The sequence below is a fragment of the Allosphingosinicella sp. genome (assembly GCF_036387215.1).
Taxonomy (GTDB): domain Bacteria; phylum Pseudomonadota; class Alphaproteobacteria; order Sphingomonadales; family Sphingomonadaceae; genus Allosphingosinicella.
Genome location: NZ_DASVUE010000263.1, coordinates 1 through 15434, shown reverse-complemented (window position 1 = coordinate 15434; position 15434 = coordinate 1). Strand labels below are relative to the sequence as shown.

General features: G+C 66.3%; 14 protein-coding genes. 8 read left to right on the top strand and 6 right to left on the bottom strand.

Going from position 1 to position 15434, the window contains the following annotated elements; all coding sequences use genetic code 11:
- Both glmS and VF662_RS10745 read left to right on the top strand, forming a co-directional pair.
- On the top strand, nt 1-1561 hold a 1561-nt coding region (gene glmS, locus VF662_RS10750; protein WP_464140921.1), incomplete at its 5' end, for a glutamine--fructose-6-phosphate transaminase (isomerizing).
- Nucleotides 1562-1673: 112 nt separating this feature from the next.
- Nucleotides 1674-2732 carry a winged helix-turn-helix domain-containing protein gene (locus tag VF662_RS10745; protein WP_464140917.1) on the top strand — a complete coding sequence of 353 codons (1059 nt, stop codon included), beginning with the start codon at nt 1674-1676 and terminating at the stop codon, nt 2730-2732.
- On the opposite strand, the gene VF662_RS10740 is transcribed toward VF662_RS10745, so the two are convergent.
- Both VF662_RS10740 and VF662_RS10735 read right to left on the bottom strand, forming a co-directional pair.
- Nucleotides 2733-3128, bottom strand: a complete 396-nt coding sequence (locus tag VF662_RS10740) for a hypothetical protein (RefSeq protein ID WP_464140911.1) — start codon at nt 3126-3128, stop codon at nt 2733-2735.
- 44 nt (nt 3129-3172) lie between these two features.
- Nucleotides 3173-3670, bottom strand: a complete 498-nt coding sequence (locus VF662_RS10735) for a glycine zipper 2TM domain-containing protein (protein ID WP_464140909.1) — start codon at nt 3668-3670, stop codon at nt 3173-3175.
- Nucleotides 3671-3778: 108 nt separating this feature from the next.
- On the opposite strand from VF662_RS10735, the gene VF662_RS10730 reads away from it, so the two are divergent.
- From VF662_RS10730 to VF662_RS10710, 5 genes are all read left to right on the top strand, one after another.
- Nucleotides 3779-4165, top strand: a complete 387-nt coding sequence (locus tag VF662_RS10730) for a tRNA-binding protein (RefSeq protein ID WP_464140907.1) — start codon at nt 3779-3781, stop codon at nt 4163-4165.
- A 158-nt stretch (nt 4166-4323) separates the two neighbouring features.
- A complete protein-coding gene (locus tag VF662_RS10725; RefSeq protein WP_464140905.1) occupies nt 4324-4617 on the top strand; it encodes a hypothetical protein in 294 nt (97 codons plus the stop codon).
- A gap of 98 nt (nt 4618-4715) precedes the next feature.
- Nucleotides 4716-6314: an MFS transporter gene (locus VF662_RS10720; RefSeq protein WP_464140902.1), complete on the top strand. Its 1599-nt coding sequence runs from the start codon at nt 4716-4718 to the stop codon at nt 6312-6314.
- A 31-nt stretch (nt 6315-6345) separates the two neighbouring features.
- A complete protein-coding gene (alr, locus tag VF662_RS10715) occupies nt 6346-7389 on the top strand; it encodes an alanine racemase (RefSeq protein WP_464140899.1) in 1044 nt (347 codons plus the stop codon).
- Between the two features lie 56 nt (nt 7390-7445).
- Nucleotides 7446-8321 (top strand): metallophosphoesterase family protein, encoded by an 876-nt coding sequence (locus VF662_RS10710; protein WP_464140896.1) that lies wholly within the window; start codon nt 7446-7448, stop codon nt 8319-8321.
- Nucleotides 8322-8459: 138 nt separating this feature from the next.
- On the opposite strand, the gene VF662_RS10705 is transcribed toward VF662_RS10710, so the two are convergent.
- The 4 genes from VF662_RS10705 to VF662_RS10690 form a co-directional block, all read right to left on the bottom strand.
- On the bottom strand, nt 8460-9119 hold the full coding sequence (locus tag VF662_RS10705) for an outer membrane protein (protein ID WP_464140894.1): 660 nt from the start codon (nt 9117-9119) through the stop codon (nt 8460-8462).
- A gap of 43 nt (nt 9120-9162) precedes the next feature.
- Entirely contained in the window at nt 9163-12474 is a 3312-nt protein-coding gene (locus tag VF662_RS10700) for a TonB-dependent receptor domain-containing protein (RefSeq protein WP_464140892.1), read from the bottom strand.
- Nucleotides 12475-12638: 164 nt separating this feature from the next.
- Entirely contained in the window at nt 12639-13811 is a 1173-nt protein-coding gene (locus tag VF662_RS10695; RefSeq protein WP_464140890.1) for an acetyl-CoA C-acetyltransferase, read from the bottom strand.
- 39 nt (nt 13812-13850) lie between these two features.
- On the bottom strand, nt 13851-14936 hold the full coding sequence (locus tag VF662_RS10690; RefSeq protein WP_464140888.1) for an alpha/beta fold hydrolase: 1086 nt from the start codon (nt 14934-14936) through the stop codon (nt 13851-13853).
- On the opposite strand from VF662_RS10690, the gene phaR reads away from it, so the two are divergent.
- Nucleotides 14935-15434, top strand: a 500-nt coding sequence (phaR, locus tag VF662_RS10685) for a polyhydroxyalkanoate synthesis repressor PhaR (protein WP_464140886.1), incomplete at its 3' end; no start/stop codon positions are given. The genes VF662_RS10690 and phaR overlap by 2 nt on opposite strands.

Sequence of the window (15434 nt, the reverse complement as noted above, 5' to 3'; positions counted from 1 at the left end):
CATCGTCGACGGGGTCGCGCTCGTTCACAACGGGATTATCGAGAACTTTCGGCCGCTGCGCGAGGAGATGCAGGCGCTCGGCCGCACCTTCCAGAGCGAGACGGACTCCGAGGTGGTGGCGCACCTTATCGCCAACGAGCTGTCAAAAGGAAGCGAGCCGAAGCAAGCCGTCGCCGACGTGCTGCCGCGCCTTCACGGCGCCTTTGCGATCACGATCCTGTTCCGCGACTATCCCCATCTGCTGATCGGCGCGCGCATGGGCGCTCCGCTCACCGTCGGCTATGGCGATGGCGAGACGTATCTCGGCTCGGACGCGCTCGCCCTGGCGCCGCTGACGCAGAAGATCGCTTACCTCAACGAGGGCGATTGGGCGGTGGTCACCCGTGAGGGCGCCCAGATCCATGACCGCGAGAACAAGCCGGTCGAGCGGCCGATCGTCAATTCCGGCGCGAGCGCGGCCGCGGTCGAGAAGGGCAATCACCGCCACTACATGCAGAAGGAGATTTTCGAGCAGCCGATCGTCGTCGCTCAAACTCTGAGCAGCTACATCCGTCCGCTCGAGCAGCAGGTCTCGCTCCCCGACATGGAGTTCAGCTTCAAGGACGTGCCTCGCATCACGATCGTCGCCTGCGGCACCTCTTATTATGCCGGGATGGTCGCCAAATACTGGTTCGAGCAGTTCGCGCGGGTGCCGGTGGAGCTCGATATCGCGTCTGAATTCCGCTACCGCGCGCCGGTCCTGGAGCCCGGCGGCATGGCACTCTTCATCTCGCAGTCGGGCGAGACGGCGGACACGCTCGCCGCTCTCCGCCATGCGCGCGAGGAGGGGCAGAAGATCGCCGTCGTCGTCAACGTGCCCACCAGCTCGATGGCGCGCGAGGCGGATCTGCTGCTTCCGACGCACGCTGGGCCGGAGGTCGGCGTTGCATCCACCAAGGCCTTCACCTGTCAGCTGGCCGTGCTTGCAGCGCTTGCAGCCAAGGTGGCGCGCGACAAGGGGCGGATGAGCGAGGAAGAGGAGCGCGAGATCGTCGCCCATCTCACCGAAGCGCCGGCCGCCATGAACGCCGCGCTCCGCCACGATGAAGAGATCGAGCGGATGGCGCCGGTGATCGCCCGCGCCCGCGACGTGCTCTATCTCGGCCGCGGCCCGGATTACCCGATGGCGATGGAAGGCGCGCTGAAGCTGAAGGAAATCAGCTACATACACGCCGAAGGTTATGCGGCGGGCGAAATGAAGCACGGGCCGATCGCCCTAATCGACGATCACGTACCGGTGATCGTGCTCGCCCCCTCGGGGCCCCTGTTCGAGAAGACGGTTTCGAACATGCAGGAAGTTCGGGCGCGGGGCGGCAAGGTGGTGCTGATCTCGGATGCGGAAGGGCTCGCCGCGGCGGGCGATGGGGTCATCGCCTCGATCGAGATGCCGAAGGTCCACCCGCTGATCGCGCCGCTCGTCTACGCGATCCCGGTGCAGCTCCTCGCCTACCATGTCGCCGTCGCCAAGGGCACGGACGTGGACCAGCCGCGGAACCTCGCCAAGTCGGTGACGGTGGAGTGATGGCGCGCTGACCGGGCGGCTGTCGCTCGCTTCCGCCCGCCGGATCGCGCTCGCCGCTCAAGGTTTCGGAGGGCCGCGCCCGGAGCGCGTCGACCAGGGGCATCTGAGACGTTTGATCGGGCGTCTCTCGCTTCACCAGATCGACAGCGTCAACGTCCTCAGCCGCGCGCATTATCTGCCCGCTTTCTCGCGCCTCGGGCCGTACGACCTGACTGTGCTCGACCGCTCCGCCTGGGGAGCGAAGGCGCAGCGCCGGCTGTTCGAATATTGGGCGCATGAGGCCTCACTGCTTCCGCTCGAGCTCCATCCGCTGCTGCGCTGGCGGATGGCGAAGGCGGATCGGGGGGAGATCGGCTGGTCGGCGATGCGGGCGTTCGCCACCGAGCGGCGGCCCGAGGCGATGGCGGTGCTGGAGCGGCTGCGGCAGGAGGGGCCGCTTGCCGCCTCCGATTTCCAGGAGAGCCGGAGCCGCAGCGGCTGGTGGGCCTGGGGCGATTCGAAGCGGACGCTCGAATGGCTGTTCTGGGCCGGGCACGTGACGACGCGGACGCGGCGCGGCAGCTTCGAGCGGGTCTACGACCTTACCGAACGGGTGATCCCGCCATCGGTCATGGCGCTGCCGACCCCTTCCGAAGCGGACGCGCAGCGGGCGCTGATCGAGCGGGCGGCGCGGGCGCACGGAGTCGCAACCGCGAGCGACCTGCGCGATTATTTCCGCCTCTCCCCGGACGCTGCCCGTTCGGCGATCGCCGGCCTGGTGGAGGAGGGGGTGCTGCTCCCCGCGCGCGTCGAGGGCTGGACGCAGCAAGCCTATCTGCACCGCGAGGCGCGCCGGCCGCGGCGGATCGAGGGCCAGGCGCTGCTGGTTCCGTTCGATCCCCTCATCTGGGAACGCAGCCGCACCGAGCGGCTGTTCGGCTTCCGCTACCGGATCGAGATCTACACGCCCGCCGAGAAGCGGGTGCACGGTTACTACGTGCTTCCCTTCCTGATGGACGAGCGGCTCGCGGCGCGGGTGGATCTCAAGGCCGATCGGCAGCGCTCGGTGCTGGTCGTCCAGCAGACGACGCTCGAGCCCGATGCGCCGCCGGAGACCGTTGAGAGGCTCGGCAGCGAGCTCCGGCTGATGGCTGACTGGCTCCGCCTCGAGCGGGTCGAGCAGCGCCGATAGCTATTTCGGCCGGCGCGGCCCCGGCTTTCGCTCCACCTGCGGGGCCGGCCTCGGCCCCTGCGGCCTCCTCCGGTTGGCGCCCGGCGGACCTCCGCCTCCGCGCGGCGGGCGCGGCGGCTGACCTCCGGCGGGTGGCCGCTGCGGCTGGGCCGCGTCGCGCGGCGCCACCGAATAGCCCTCCTTCAGCAACCGGTTGAACGCCGAGCGGACGCTGGCCGTGATCGTCGCCTGAAGCTCCTTCGGGAGATCCGAGAAGGTCGAATTGGTGTGAATCGCCCCGATATCGCGCAGAAGCGTGTTCGGAACGCCCTTGGAAGCGCTCTTCAACGCGTCAAGCGAATCGACCACCGCGGCGAAGATGATCTCCTGCATGATGTCGGTTGCTGATCTGGACATGATCAACAAACGAGCATCACGCGGAATGGTCGCATTGGAAGGGCTCAGCGGCAGCGCACGTCGTTACTTTGCTCGATGGCGCGGCCCATGATCGCTCCAAGCGCGCCCCCGATCAGCGTGCCCGCGGTGCGATGGCGCCCGCCGTCGATCACGTTGCCGATAAGGCCGCCGGTCGCGCCGCCGATGACGAGACCGGTCGTTCCGTCGCTGCGCTTGCAATAATAGCGCCCGTCGGAGCCGCGATAGACTTCGTCCTGAGCGGTGAGGCGCCGCTCCTCGTAGCGGCGGTCGTCGCGATAGTCGCGGGCCGCGTCATAGTCGGTGGCGTAGCGGTCGCGGCCATCCTCGAAGCGTCCATATTCACGGTCGCGGTCGCGTGCGGCCATGTAGCGGTCCCGTTCGCGCTGGTAGATTTCGGTCTCGACCCGGTAGCGCTCCTGCGCGTCCTCCCACCTCTGCTGCTGCTCCCGCGTCTGTGCTGCGGCGGGACCGGTGAGCGCCGGAAACAGCGCTAGCGCCAGGACGAAACTCAACTTACGCATGAAACGAAACCCTCCCTTTCGACGCCGTGAGAAGAGCAGCAGCTTGATGAACCGCTTGTGAATCCTTGCGCCTGCGGAACGGATTGACGGCGTGGCGCAGCGCTGCTCATGAATGACGTCATGACGCACAAGCTCTCCGATCCCGCAGCGCCGGCCGCCGACCGGATCGACTTCGACCAGTTCCTCGCGGTCGATATCCGCGCCGGCACGATCGTGGCGGTGGAGCCGTTCCCCGAGGCGCGGAAGCCCTCATGGAAGCTGCGGATCGACTTCGGCTCCGGCATCGGAATCAAGAAATCGAGCGCTCAGATCGTCGATCATTACAGCGCGGAGGATTTGATGGGCCGGCAGGTCGCGGCCGTGGTCAACTTCCCGCCGCGCCAGATCGGCCCCTTCATGTCGGAGGTGCTTACGGTCGGTTTCCCGGACGAGAGCGGCGCCGTCGTCCTGATCCGCCCGGACCTGCCCGTGCCGAACGGGACGCGATTGTTCTGAGGCTTCATCCATAGCGGCTCAAGTTTCGACGGCGTAACGTTCCTTGGACGCTTCAGTCTAACCGGAACGGACCGGGTTGTGATTAGAGGCCGCTTTCCCGCCACTTAGCCTCTCTCCTGGACCCCGCGCTTGGCGGCGGTCCGCAAGGGGAGGCTCATATGAAAATAACATCGATGCGCGGCCATATCGCCGCACTCGCGCTTGTCGTCGGCAGCTTCGGCGCACTGGGCTCGGCCGCGCAGGCGAGGGAGTCCGACGCGCAGATCAAGCAGGCGATCATCAAGCAGTCGATCGCAAGCTATTCCGGCAATTGCCCGTGCCCGTACAACAGCGCGAGCAACGGCAGCCGGTGCGGCGGGCGGAGCGCGTACAGCCGCGGCGGCGGAGCGGCGCCCCTCTGCTTTGCAAGCGACGTCAGCCAGTCGCAGGTCAACGCATACCGCAAGCGCTAGCTGCGGGCGGCCCGGCCGCAGCGAGGCCGGGCCGCTTCCGACGCTTGCCCGCGCCGCCCGTCGCCGCGTAAACGAGGAATAGGCGACGGGAGAGCGGAATGGCGGGGGCGGTTGCGGGCGATTATGTGATCGATGCGAAGCGGGACCGGCTGGTCATCTTCGCTTCGACGCTCGGTACCGTGTTCGAGTGGTACGACTTCTTCATCTATGGCACGCTGGCTGCGATCATCGGCCGGCAATTCTTCCCGACCGGCAACGAGACGGCGCAATTCCTGCTGGCGCTTGCGTCGTTCGGGGTCGGCTTCGGCGTCCGGCCGATCGGGGCGGCCCTGTTCGGCTATCTGGGCGACCGGCTTGGGCGGAAATACACCTTCCTCGTCACCATCACCTTGATGGGAATCGCGACCGCGGCTGTGGGGCTGGTGCCGAGCTATGCGTCGATCGGCTTTGCGGCGCCGGCGATTCTGGTCTTCCTCCGGGTGCTTCAGGGGCTGGCGCTCGGCGGGGAATATGGCGGTGCGGCGATCTACGTCGCCGAACACGCGCCGCGGGACAAGCGCGGCTTCTATACGAGCTTCATCCAGGCTGGCGTGATCGGCGGCTTCCTGCTCAGCGTTGCGGTGGTGCTCGCGTCAGAATGGTTCGTCGACAAGGCGGCGTGGGACGCCTGGGGCTGGCGGATCCCGTTCCTGTTCTCGATCGTGCTGCTTGCCGTCTCGCTTTGGGTGCGGCTGAAGCTGAAGGAGAGCCCGGTCTTCCAGGCGATGAAGGAAGCGGGCGAGGTCGCGAAGAACCCGCTGAAGGAAAGTTTCGCCAGCAGAGGCAATGTGAAGCTGATCCTGGTCGCCTTGTTCGGCATCGCCGCCGGCCTCACAGTCATCTGGTACACCGCGCAATTCCAGGCGATGTACTTCATGCAGAACGCGCTTCGGATCGAGGACACGGCCGCTCGCACGATGATCGGCGCGGCGGCCTTCATCAGCATGTTCTGGTTCATCCTGTTCGGCTGGCTGTCGGACAAGGTCGGGCGAAAGAAGCCGATCGTGATCGGCTATGCGCTGACGATCCTCCTCATGTTCCCATTGTTCCACTGGATCGCGGCGGCCGCCAATCCTTCGCTGGCGGAGGCGATGGAGCGGAACCCGGTGGTGGTGACGGGCAGCAATTGCAGCTTTGAGCTGTTCGCCACCAAGGGGCAGACGACAGCCTGCGGGCAGGTGCTCGACGCACTGTCGAAGAAGGGCGTCGCCTATACCAAGCTCGAGGGCGCTCCAGGCGCAGCGCCGGCGGTAACGATCGGCGGAACGCCGGTGGATGCCGCCAACGCTGCCGCGCTCGATGCGGCGCTGACGGGCGCGGGATATCCGCTCGAGAAGACGGTGCCGCCTTTCTCGCGCATCTGGCAGATCGTGCTGGCGATCACCGTCATCGGGCTCCTTTCGGGGATGACGTTCGGCCCCGTGGCTGCGCTACTGGTCGAATTGTTTCCGGCGCGGGTGCGCTATACGTCAATGTCGGTGCCCTATCATATCGGAACCGGCTATTTCGGCGGCTTCCTGCCCTTCATCAGCCAGTATATCGTGGCGCGAACCGGCGATCCGTTCGCCGGCCTCTGGTACACGATCGGGGTCGTTGCGATGGCGCTGGTGGTGACCTTCTTCTGGCTGCCGGAAACGGCCGGCAAGGAGTTGGACTAGCGGCGGGGCGAGCGCTATCCCGGCGATCCTGATGCAGCCCCACCGTCCGCTCCGCCTGAAGATCGATGGCGCGTCTTTGGTCTCCAACTGGCGCTGGCTAGCGGAGATGAGCGGCAGCGCCGCCTGCGGAGCCGCGGTCAAGGCTGACGGCTACGGCATTGACGCGCGGGAGGTTGTGGCCCGCCTTGCGGAGGCGGGCTGCCGCGACTTCTTCGTCGCCACCTGGGCCGAGGCGGAAGCGTTGATGCCGTGGACGAGCGAGGCTTCGCTGAGCGTCCTCCACGGCCTCGCCGAAGAGGATGTCAGCCATGCGGCGGCCTCGCCGGCGCGGCCCGTGCTGAACACGCCGCTCCAGGTCGCCCGCTGGCGGGAAGCAGCGCCCGAAAGGCCTTGCGACGTGATGATCGACACCGGGATGAGCCGGCTCGGGCTCTCCGCTCGGGACGTGTCCGACGGACTGCTAGACGGGCTTCGGATCGAAACGCTGATGAGCCACCTCGCCTGCGGGGACGAGGATGTGGCGATGAACGAACGCCAGCGCGCGGACTTCACGGCGCTTTCCGAGCGGGTGCCGGCGAAGCGCCGCAGCCTCTCGAACAGCGCCGGCATCTGTCTCGGCCGCGGCTACGCCTTTGACCTCACGCGCCCGGGCCTGGCGCTGTACGGCGGCATTCCAAGGCCCGAGGCGGAGGGGCATATCGCCCAGGTGGTGAAGGTGGAGGCGCAGGTGGTGCAGCGCCGCCGCGTTGGGGCTTCGGAGACCGTTGGCTACAACGCGACCTTCGCGGCCGAGCGCGAGCAGGAGTTGGCGATCCTCAACATCGGCTATGCGGACGGCTATCTGCGCGGCTTCTCCAACACCGGCCGCGTCAGAATCGGCGACCGCTTCGCACCGGTGGTGGGGCGGGTCTCGATGGATCTTACCGCCGTCTGCGTCGACGACGCGCCGGAGGTGAGGGAAGGGGAGTGGCTGGAGCTCGATTTCCATCTGCCGAGCGCCTCCGCCCAATCCGGGCTCTCGCAATATGAGCTGCTGACGACGCTTGGCAGCCGCTACGAGCGAAGCTGGAGCTGAGGCAACCGCAGGCGGAGCGGATCGTTCACCGAGGCATCATTCCCGGGAGAGCGCTTTTGGCCAGTATCGCCCATTTGTCCGATGTCCATTTCGGCAGGCACGACCCGGCGGTCGTAGCCGCGGTCGAGGAATTCCTGTTCGCGAAGCGTCCGGACCTCGTCGTGATCAGCGGCGATTTCACCCAGCGCGCGCGGGTCGCCCAATATGAGCTTGCGGCGCAGTTCGTAGAGCGGATCGAACAGGGCGGGCTGGAAGTGATCGCCGTGCCGGGCAATCACGACGTTCCGCTCTACGACGTCTTCCGGCGCTTCGCCCGGCCCTTGAACCGCTACAAGCGCTTCATCGACGACGAGCTCTGCCCCTGGTTCGAGAATGACGAGCTTGCGGTGCTCGGCATCAACACCGCGCGGTCGCTCACGATCAAGGACGGCAGCGTCTCGCTCGATCAGATGGTGAAGATCCGCGAGAGCTTCATCAATGTGCCGCCCGAGAAGACGCGGATCCTCGTCACCCACCATCCCCTCTTCGCGATGCCGCTGGGCGATGAGGGCGAGCTCACAAAGGTCGCTAATCGAAGCATGGATGCGCTTACCGCGGCCGCCGATGCCCGCGTCGACCTGCTGCTGGCCGGGCATTTCCACCGGGCCTACTCCGTCTCTGCCCGTGAGATGGTGGAGACCGCCGGGGCCGCGCTGGTGATCCAGGCAGGCACGGCGACCTCGACCCGGCTGAGGGGAGGGGAACAGCAGAGCTTCAACTGGATCGAACTCAGCAAGGGGAACGTCCAGCTTCAGGTTCACCGCTGGGAGGAGGGTGCGTTCGTTGGCGGCCGTCCCACATTCTTTGCTTATGACGGCGGGAATTGGAGCTTCGCGGGCCGGAACGAACAGGAAGGAGTGCCCGCCGTGCCGTTCGACGAGCGGGCGAGCTGAACGCTCCTCCGCCGCGCACGACGGCGTGCTGAAAGAGAGAGAGCGGGAGCGAAGGAAAAAAGGGCCGCTCTCCGGTGGGAGAGCAGCCCTTTTACCCTGGAAGGCTACGCCCCCCAGAGGAGGGCGCCTCGCCAATCTTCAGAAGCGGAAGCCGACGCCGGCCATCAGCTGGTGCCGGTGCGGATCGAGCTTGTCCGTGCCGGTCAGCGCGTCCTTGAACGCGTCGCTGTAGCGGTGGTGGACATACTCGGCCTTCAGATAGACGTTGCTGGCGAGACCAAGCTCGATGCCGGCACCGAGATGGTAGCCGCCGACCGTGTCGCTGTCCGAGAAGATCTGGGTGGTAGCGGTACGGTTGTAGCTGCCCTTGAACTTGCCGCGGGAATAGCCGCCCTTGACGTAGATCAGGCCGCCGTCGCCCATCGGAACGCCCGCGCGCAGGCCCGCCGTGAGATTGGTGTCCGCGTCCATGCAGACCCGGTCGCCACGACCGGCGACGATCGTCTCGAAGGGCTGATCCACGCAATCGTCGACCTTGGAGAAGTCGATGCCCGCATAGGCGCCGACCTGCAGGCCGTCGCTGATCCGGCCGTCGACGCCCACCTCGACTCCCAACGCCACGTTGCTGACGCCGAAATCGTTGGTGAAGGCCGAATTCTGCACGGTGAGCTCACCGCGAACTTCGTCGTAACCCGCGCGAAGCTCGGCGCGGGCGGTGATCGCCCGCTCCTCCTGCGCGTAGGCAGGAGCAGCGGCGAAACCGGCCAGGAGCGGCAGAAGTATTCCCAATTTCCTCATGTCGAAACCTTTCTTCAATATCTGATGCAAGAGCCGGATCGGACTACATCTTCGCCCTGAAGCTGACGAAGGCGCGACGCCCGATCAGGTCGTACTGGGTTCCGAAGACAGGCACCTGGCCGAGACTTGAGATCGGCGAGAAGGCACCCGACACGCGCGGCGGAGTGTTGTTCAGGATGTTGTTGACACCCATCGTCATGCTGAACCGCTTTGCGATATCGATCGTGACCGAAGCGCTGTGGTAGAATTGCGGCTTCAGCTTGTAGACCGGGCAAACCAGACCGCCACGAAGCGCGCTGGTGAGACAGATCTCACCGCCGCGGGTATCGCGGAGATCCTGCTCGTCGCTCGTTCCGCCGATCACGTTGAGACCGTAGAACACGGACACCGGACCATTGGTGTAGGTGGTCTTGAGGTCGCCGACGAAGATCGGATCGCTCGACTCGCCGTTGTCGTCGGCGACGGCGCCGGCGAACAGCTCGAACCTATCCTCGATCTGCCAGGTCGTCTGCGCCAACATCGACAGGGTGCCGTGGCGCCCCAGGTCCTGGGTGACCCGGGCTGTCAAGTCGATGCCGCGGTTCCGCTGGCTGTTGATGTTGAGGAACGGATTGCTCACCGAGATGATCTCGCCGAAGCGGGAAGAGCCCGGAGTGGTGTCGCGCGTGAAGAGCGAGCAGGTCGGATCGTTCGGATAGTTGGTCGAGTTGAAGCAGGTGAAGAGGATGTTGCCTGCTCCAAGCGTCGTCACCTGACCCTTCACCTTGATGTCGAAATAATCGACCGCAACGCTGAAGCGCATTCCGTTCCAGAGACCCTGCCTCGGGTTCAGAATGATGCTGACGTTCCGGGCAGATGAGGTTTCGGGGTCGAGAACGCCGACGCCGCCGCCGGTGGAGACCACGGCCGAGCTCGTGCCTGCGCCCGAATAGTCGCCGGCGATGCCGAGAGCCTGGCAGCGCTGTCCGATCTGCGGCGACAAGGCGCCGTTCGCGACGCGCTCGGCGTAGCGAATGCACGGATCGATCGCAGCCTGACCCTGGAAGCCGGTCTGGTTGGCAAGGAACTGCTCGAACAGAGCCGGAGAGCGGAAGGAGGTGCCATAGCTGCCGCGGAAGCGAAGCCAGTCGTTCACCTGCCAGTTGAAGCCCAGCTTGTAGGTCCAGTTCCCCTTGTCACGGTCGTTGGCCCCATCGGGATCACGCTCCGCATAGGAGTTCACCACGCGGGCCGCCGCCGAGAGGGTCAGCTGCTGGATGAACGGGGTGTTGTGGATGAGAGGAACCTCAAGCTCTGCGAACGCCTCCTTGCTGGTCGCAAAGCCGGCCGTGCGTCCGGACACCGACTGCTGGGACACGTTGTTCGCCAGCGTGATCTCGCCCGGAGTGTCGTCGATCTCGTCACGGCGATACTGGATGCCGAACGCAGCTCCGATCGGACCCGCGGGGAGGGTGAACAGATCGCCCGAGACGCTCGCCTCCGCAGTGACCTGCGTATAGAGCGTATTGCCGGTCTCATTGCCGAACAGGAAGGCTTGCTCCTGCGGCGTAAAGTTGCCGGCGATCACGCGCGGATCGGTGAAGTTGATGTCGAGGCAGGGGACGCCGCGGACGCGGGTCACCTGACCAGGCAGGCAGCGCCGCGAACGGTAGTCCAGAAGCTCGTACGCATCCTGGAACACTCGGCTGTTCGTATAGTCGCCGTCGGAGCGGCTGTACTGCACATAGCTGTCGAACCTCCAGCCCTTCAGCAGGTCGCCGATGTCCGCCCTGACGCCGCCAACGCCGCGATAATATTGAACATCGGTCGAAACCGAGGTCGGAATGCCGACGACGGGGGTCAGGAAGAAGTTGCCGATAAACCCGGCGTTCAGCGGATCGCCGACGCTGTTCGGGTCGCAGTTCGGGTTGGTGGCGCGGCGGGCCGCGGTGCACTGGAACGCAGGCCGGGCGGTCGATGTCGTGCCGATCGTCTGGCCGGAGAATTGCGTGAAGAACAGCTGACGGAAATTCTGACTCTCCGTCTGACGCCTGTTGTACAGGAACTCGCCGATCACCTCGATCTTGTCGGTGATGTTGAACCCGGCGTCGAGATACGCGGTGTAACGGTCGAGCTTCGGAGTGATCGTGGAGCCGTAGACCAGCGGATTGATCGGATCGTTCAAACCGACAGAGTTCCGGCAAAGCTCGAGCGAAGTGGCCAGCGCAGCTGCCGTGCAGGTGAAGCTGACGGGGTAGAAGCCGACCGGGAGACCGAACGTTGCGGTCCTCGGCGGCGGCGGCAGGAACTCGTTCAGCCGGTCACCCGGGTTGTTGAACTGGATCGTGCCGAAGGTGATGCCCGGCGACAGCGTCTGGGTGCTGATCTGCAGAGCGTTGGTGAAGGACGCGTTGCAGCGCGGCTTGCCAGTGCGCGGATCCAGGATGTCGGCAAGCTGGCCCTGCGGATTGGTGATGAACTCCTCGGGGCAGAGGAGATAATCGCGGTCGCCGCGCTCGAGCTCGTTGCGATGGTTGTAGTCGACGCCGCCGATGATGTAGCCGCGGCTGAATTCCTTGCCGTAGGCAACGCTGATACCGTAGCCCTCGCCGCCGCCGCCAAGCGGCACGCTGGAGAAGCCGCGCAGATCGATGCCGTCGGTTGCCTTGCGGGTCAGCAGGTTGACGACGCCCGCGATCGCGTCCGAGCCGTAGATCGACGATGCGCCGGTCTTGAGGATCTCGACCGACTGGATGGCGGCCGCCGGGATGACGTTGAGGTCGAAGCCGGCGATCGAGCCGCGGGTACCGGCCGGGCCGGCACGGCGGCCGTTGAGCAGCACCAGGGTGCGCTCGGCGCCGAGGCCGCGCAGCGACAGGGTCTGCGCGCCGACGCCGCCGTTGGTGACGAACGAACCAGCGGAGAGCAGAGACGTGATCTGGAACGAGCCGGCGGCGACCGGCGAGCTCTGCAGGATCTCGGCGGTTTCGCTCCTGCCGCTCTTCTGCTCCAGCTCGGGGTCGATGACCGTCAGCGGATCGGGGCTGTTGAACGCGCTGCGGCGGATGCGCGAACCGGTGACGACGATGGTGTCGCTCTCGGCCTGGCGCTCGGCATTCTCACCCGGGGTCTGGGTAGACGGATCGCCGGCCTTTTCCGGAGTGGCTTCCGGTTCGCCTTGCGCCTGGACGCACGCCGCGCGCTCCGCGTCGGTCGGCAGCCGGTTGCACGCCTGAACGTCTTCGCTCGTTACCGGCCGAGTGGCGCCGGTGGTGTTCGTGTCCTGTGCGAAAGCAGGCGCGCCGGCCGCTGCACCAAGACCAACGATGACAATCGAGCGCAGCGCGCTCGTGCCAAGCAATCCAAATTTCCTCATCCCAATCATCCCTTCTTGAGCGGCCGCGCTGGACGCGGCTTCGAGTCGCGACTGGGATAATCGGGCTACCGGCGCAAGAGCTTAGCCCGAATCGTTAACCGATTGTTCAGGGGCGTAACTGATCTGCAACACTTTGACGTCGTCGGAACGAAGATGCCGCTCTGCTAGCGCTCGACGCAGAGGGCGATGCCCATGCCGCCGCCGATGCAGAGCGTTGCAAGGCCCTTGCTGACGCCGCGGCGGTTCATCTCGTAGATGAGGGTGGTGAGCACGCGGGCGCCCGATGCGCCGATCGGGTGGCCGACCGCGATCGCGCCGCCGTTGACGTTGACCTTCTCCGGATCCCAGCCGAGCTCCTTGCCGACCGCGAGCGCCTGGCTTGCGAACGCTTCGTTCGCCTCGATGAGGTCGAGGTCGCCGATCGACCAGCCCGCTTTCTCGAGCGCGCGGCGCGAGGCCGGAACGGGGCCGATGCCCATGATGGACGGGTCCACGCCGGCGGAAGCGAAGCCCGCGATTCGGCCGAGCACTGTTGCGCCCCGGCGCTCCGCCTCCTCGGCGGACATCAGCACCAGAGCTGCGGCGCCGTCGTTGATCCCCGAGGCGTTGCCGGCAGTGACGGACCCGTCCTTCTTGAAGGCGGGGCGAAGGCCTGCAAGCGCGGAGACTTCCACCCCCTCGCGGATGAACTCGTCCTTGTCGACGATGGTCTCGCCCTTCCGGCTCTTCACCGTCACCGGCGCGATCTCGTCGGCGAAGCGGCCCTCGCGTCGTGCGCGCTCAGCCTTGTTCTGCGAGGCGGCGGCGAACTCGTCCTGGTCCGCGCGCGTGATCTGATATTGCTCGGCGAGATTTTCGGCAGTGATGCCCATGTGATAGCCGTTGAAGGCATCCATCAGCCCGTCCTTGATCATCGTGTCGACGAGCTCGAGATTGCCCATCTTGGTCCCGCCGCGAAGATTCTGTGCGTGGGCGGAAAGGCTCATGCTCTCCTGGCCGCCGGCCACGACGACGCGCGCGTCGCCGGCGATGATCGACTGCGCGGCGACCGCAACGGCGCGGAGGCCCGAGCCGCACACCTGGTTGAGACCCCAGGCGGGGACTTCCTTCGGGATGCCTGCCGCCATCGATGCCTGGCGGGCGGGGTTCTGGCCCTGGCCGGCGGTCAGCACCTGGCCGAGGATCACTTCTGAGACGTCTTCCGGCGCAACCCCGCTTTGCGCGAGCGCGGCTTCGATCGCGACTCGGCCGAGCTCGTGCGCCGGAGTCGCTGCGAAGGAGCCGAGGAAGGAGCCCACGGCAGTGCGCTTGGCGGCGGTGATGACGACGTCGGTCATGTACTATCTCCTGTCGGGAAGAACTTGCCGCGGCCCCTATCAGCTAGCGTGAGCGCGCGAAAGCCATGCGGCAAGGGGCTCCCACAGGGCTTCCCGGGCGCGGCCGCCGACCACCATTCCGACATGGCCTTGATCGAGGTCGAGCCGTTCGCCCGCCCGGATCGCGGTCTCGTGCGGCACGATCCGGTCGGTGGTGGAGACGATGTTGAAGAGCGGGCAGCCGAGGCTGGAGGGATCGACGACGTCGCCGCCGACGAGCCATTGCCCACGGCCGGATGCATCCTGCCGGAACAGCGCCTGGAACATCTCCCGCGCCGCCGCCTCGGGGATCGGCGGACCATCGTTCGCCCAGTCCTCAAGCGTTACGAAGGCCTGGGCGCGGGGGCTTCCCGGTTCGAGCTCGGCGAAGCGCTCGAACTTGGCAACGGTGCGGCCCGGATCGAGGCTCCAGAAGGCGCTTTGCAGAACCTCCATCGGCAGGAGGCCCATCGCCGCCACCGCGGCCTCCGACGACGACCAAAGGTTCGACAGCCTCGCTTGGGCCTCTTCGGGAAAGCCGGCGAAGTGCCAGGGCGCAGCGATCGTTGCGAGTCCGCGAACCTTCGCAAGGGCGGCGGCGGCCACGGCCATGGTGCCGCCGAGGCAATAGCCGACCAGCAGCGGCGGCTCCTCGATGCCGGCGATGAAGGGGAGGGCGATCTCCTCGACATGCCCGGCCACCGAGAGCTGGCGCCGCGCCTTCACGTCCCAGCCCCAGTCGAGCAGGAGCACTCGAAACCCCTGGGCGCTCAGCCAGCGCAGCAGCGACTTGTCCTGGTCGAGGTCGAGCACGCTCGGCGGGTTGATCAGCGAGGGGATGAACAGCACCGGCGGCCCGTCCCCGCCATAGTCGCGGAGCGTCGATCCGGCGATCTCCATCAGCGCCGGCATCGGCTCCGGCCGAGGCGCGCGCGGGGCTTCCTGATAGGCGCGGAGACCGGAGAGCGCCCGCTCCATCCGCTCCGGATCGCCCGTCGTCTCCCGCCTCAGCAATTCGAGGAAGAGAGTTAACGGCCGGGGCCCGTGTTGCGGCGCGGCAAGCTTTGGTGCTAGTGCGGTATCCTGCTGCTTCTGGGGATCCATCATGCCCGCCGCGTCCGGTGATGACGTCGTCATCATCAAGAAATACGCCAATCGCCGCCTCTATAATACCGAAAGCTCGACCTACATCACGCTCGAGCATCTGGCCGAGATGGTGCGGGACAAGCGCGAGTTCAAAGTGGTCGACGCAAAGACCGGCGAGGACATCACCCACGCCGTCCTCACCCAGATCATCATGGAGGAGGAAGCGGGCGGCAATCCGATGCTTCCGGTCAACTTCCTGCGCCAGCTGATCGGCATGTACGGCGGCAACATGCAGACGATGGTGCCGCAATTCCTGGAGGAGTCGCTTTCGGCCTTCCAGCGCAACCAGTCGCAGTTCCGGGACGCGATGGCGGGCGCCTTTACCGGCGGGCCGTTCGCGGAGCTTGCGCGGCGCAACATGGAGATGTTCACCGCCGCCGCGGCCGGTGCCAAGCCGAAGACGGAGAGCGAGGACCAGAAGACCGAGCTTGCCGAGCTCCGCGCCCAGCTGTCGGCGCT

What these genes read in the sequence shown, in the direction of transcription:
- VF662_RS10740 (WP_464140911.1), bottom strand. Translation starts at nt 3,128, where the DNA reads ATGTCCAGATCAGCAACCGACATCATGCAGGAGATCATCTTCGCCGCG.
- VF662_RS10735 (WP_464140909.1), bottom strand. Translation starts at nt 3,670, where the DNA reads ATGCGTAAGTTGAGTTTCGTCCTGGCGCTAGCGCTGTTTCCGGCGCTC.
- VF662_RS10730 (WP_464140907.1), top strand. Translation starts at nt 3,779, where the DNA reads ATGAATGACGTCATGACGCACAAGCTCTCCGATCCCGCAGCGCCGGCC.
- VF662_RS10725 (WP_464140905.1), top strand. Translation starts at nt 4,324, where the DNA reads ATGAAAATAACATCGATGCGCGGCCATATCGCCGCACTCGCGCTTGTC.
- VF662_RS10720 (WP_464140902.1), top strand. Translation starts at nt 4,716, where the DNA reads ATGGCGGGGGCGGTTGCGGGCGATTATGTGATCGATGCGAAGCGGGAC.
- alr (WP_464140899.1), top strand. Translation starts at nt 6,346, where the DNA reads ATGCAGCCCCACCGTCCGCTCCGCCTGAAGATCGATGGCGCGTCTTTG.
- VF662_RS10705 (WP_464140894.1), bottom strand. Translation starts at nt 9,119, where the DNA reads ATGAGGAAATTGGGAATACTTCTGCCGCTCCTGGCCGGTTTCGCCGCT.
- VF662_RS10700 (WP_464140892.1), bottom strand. Translation starts at nt 12,474, where the DNA reads ATGAGGAAATTTGGATTGCTTGGCACGAGCGCGCTGCGCTCGATTGTC.
- VF662_RS10695 (WP_464140890.1), bottom strand. Translation starts at nt 13,811, where the DNA reads ATGACCGACGTCGTCATCACCGCCGCCAAGCGCACTGCCGTGGGCTCC.
- VF662_RS10690 (WP_464140888.1), bottom strand. Translation starts at nt 14,936, where the DNA reads ATGATGGATCCCCAGAAGCAGCAGGATACCGCACTAGCACCAAAGCTT.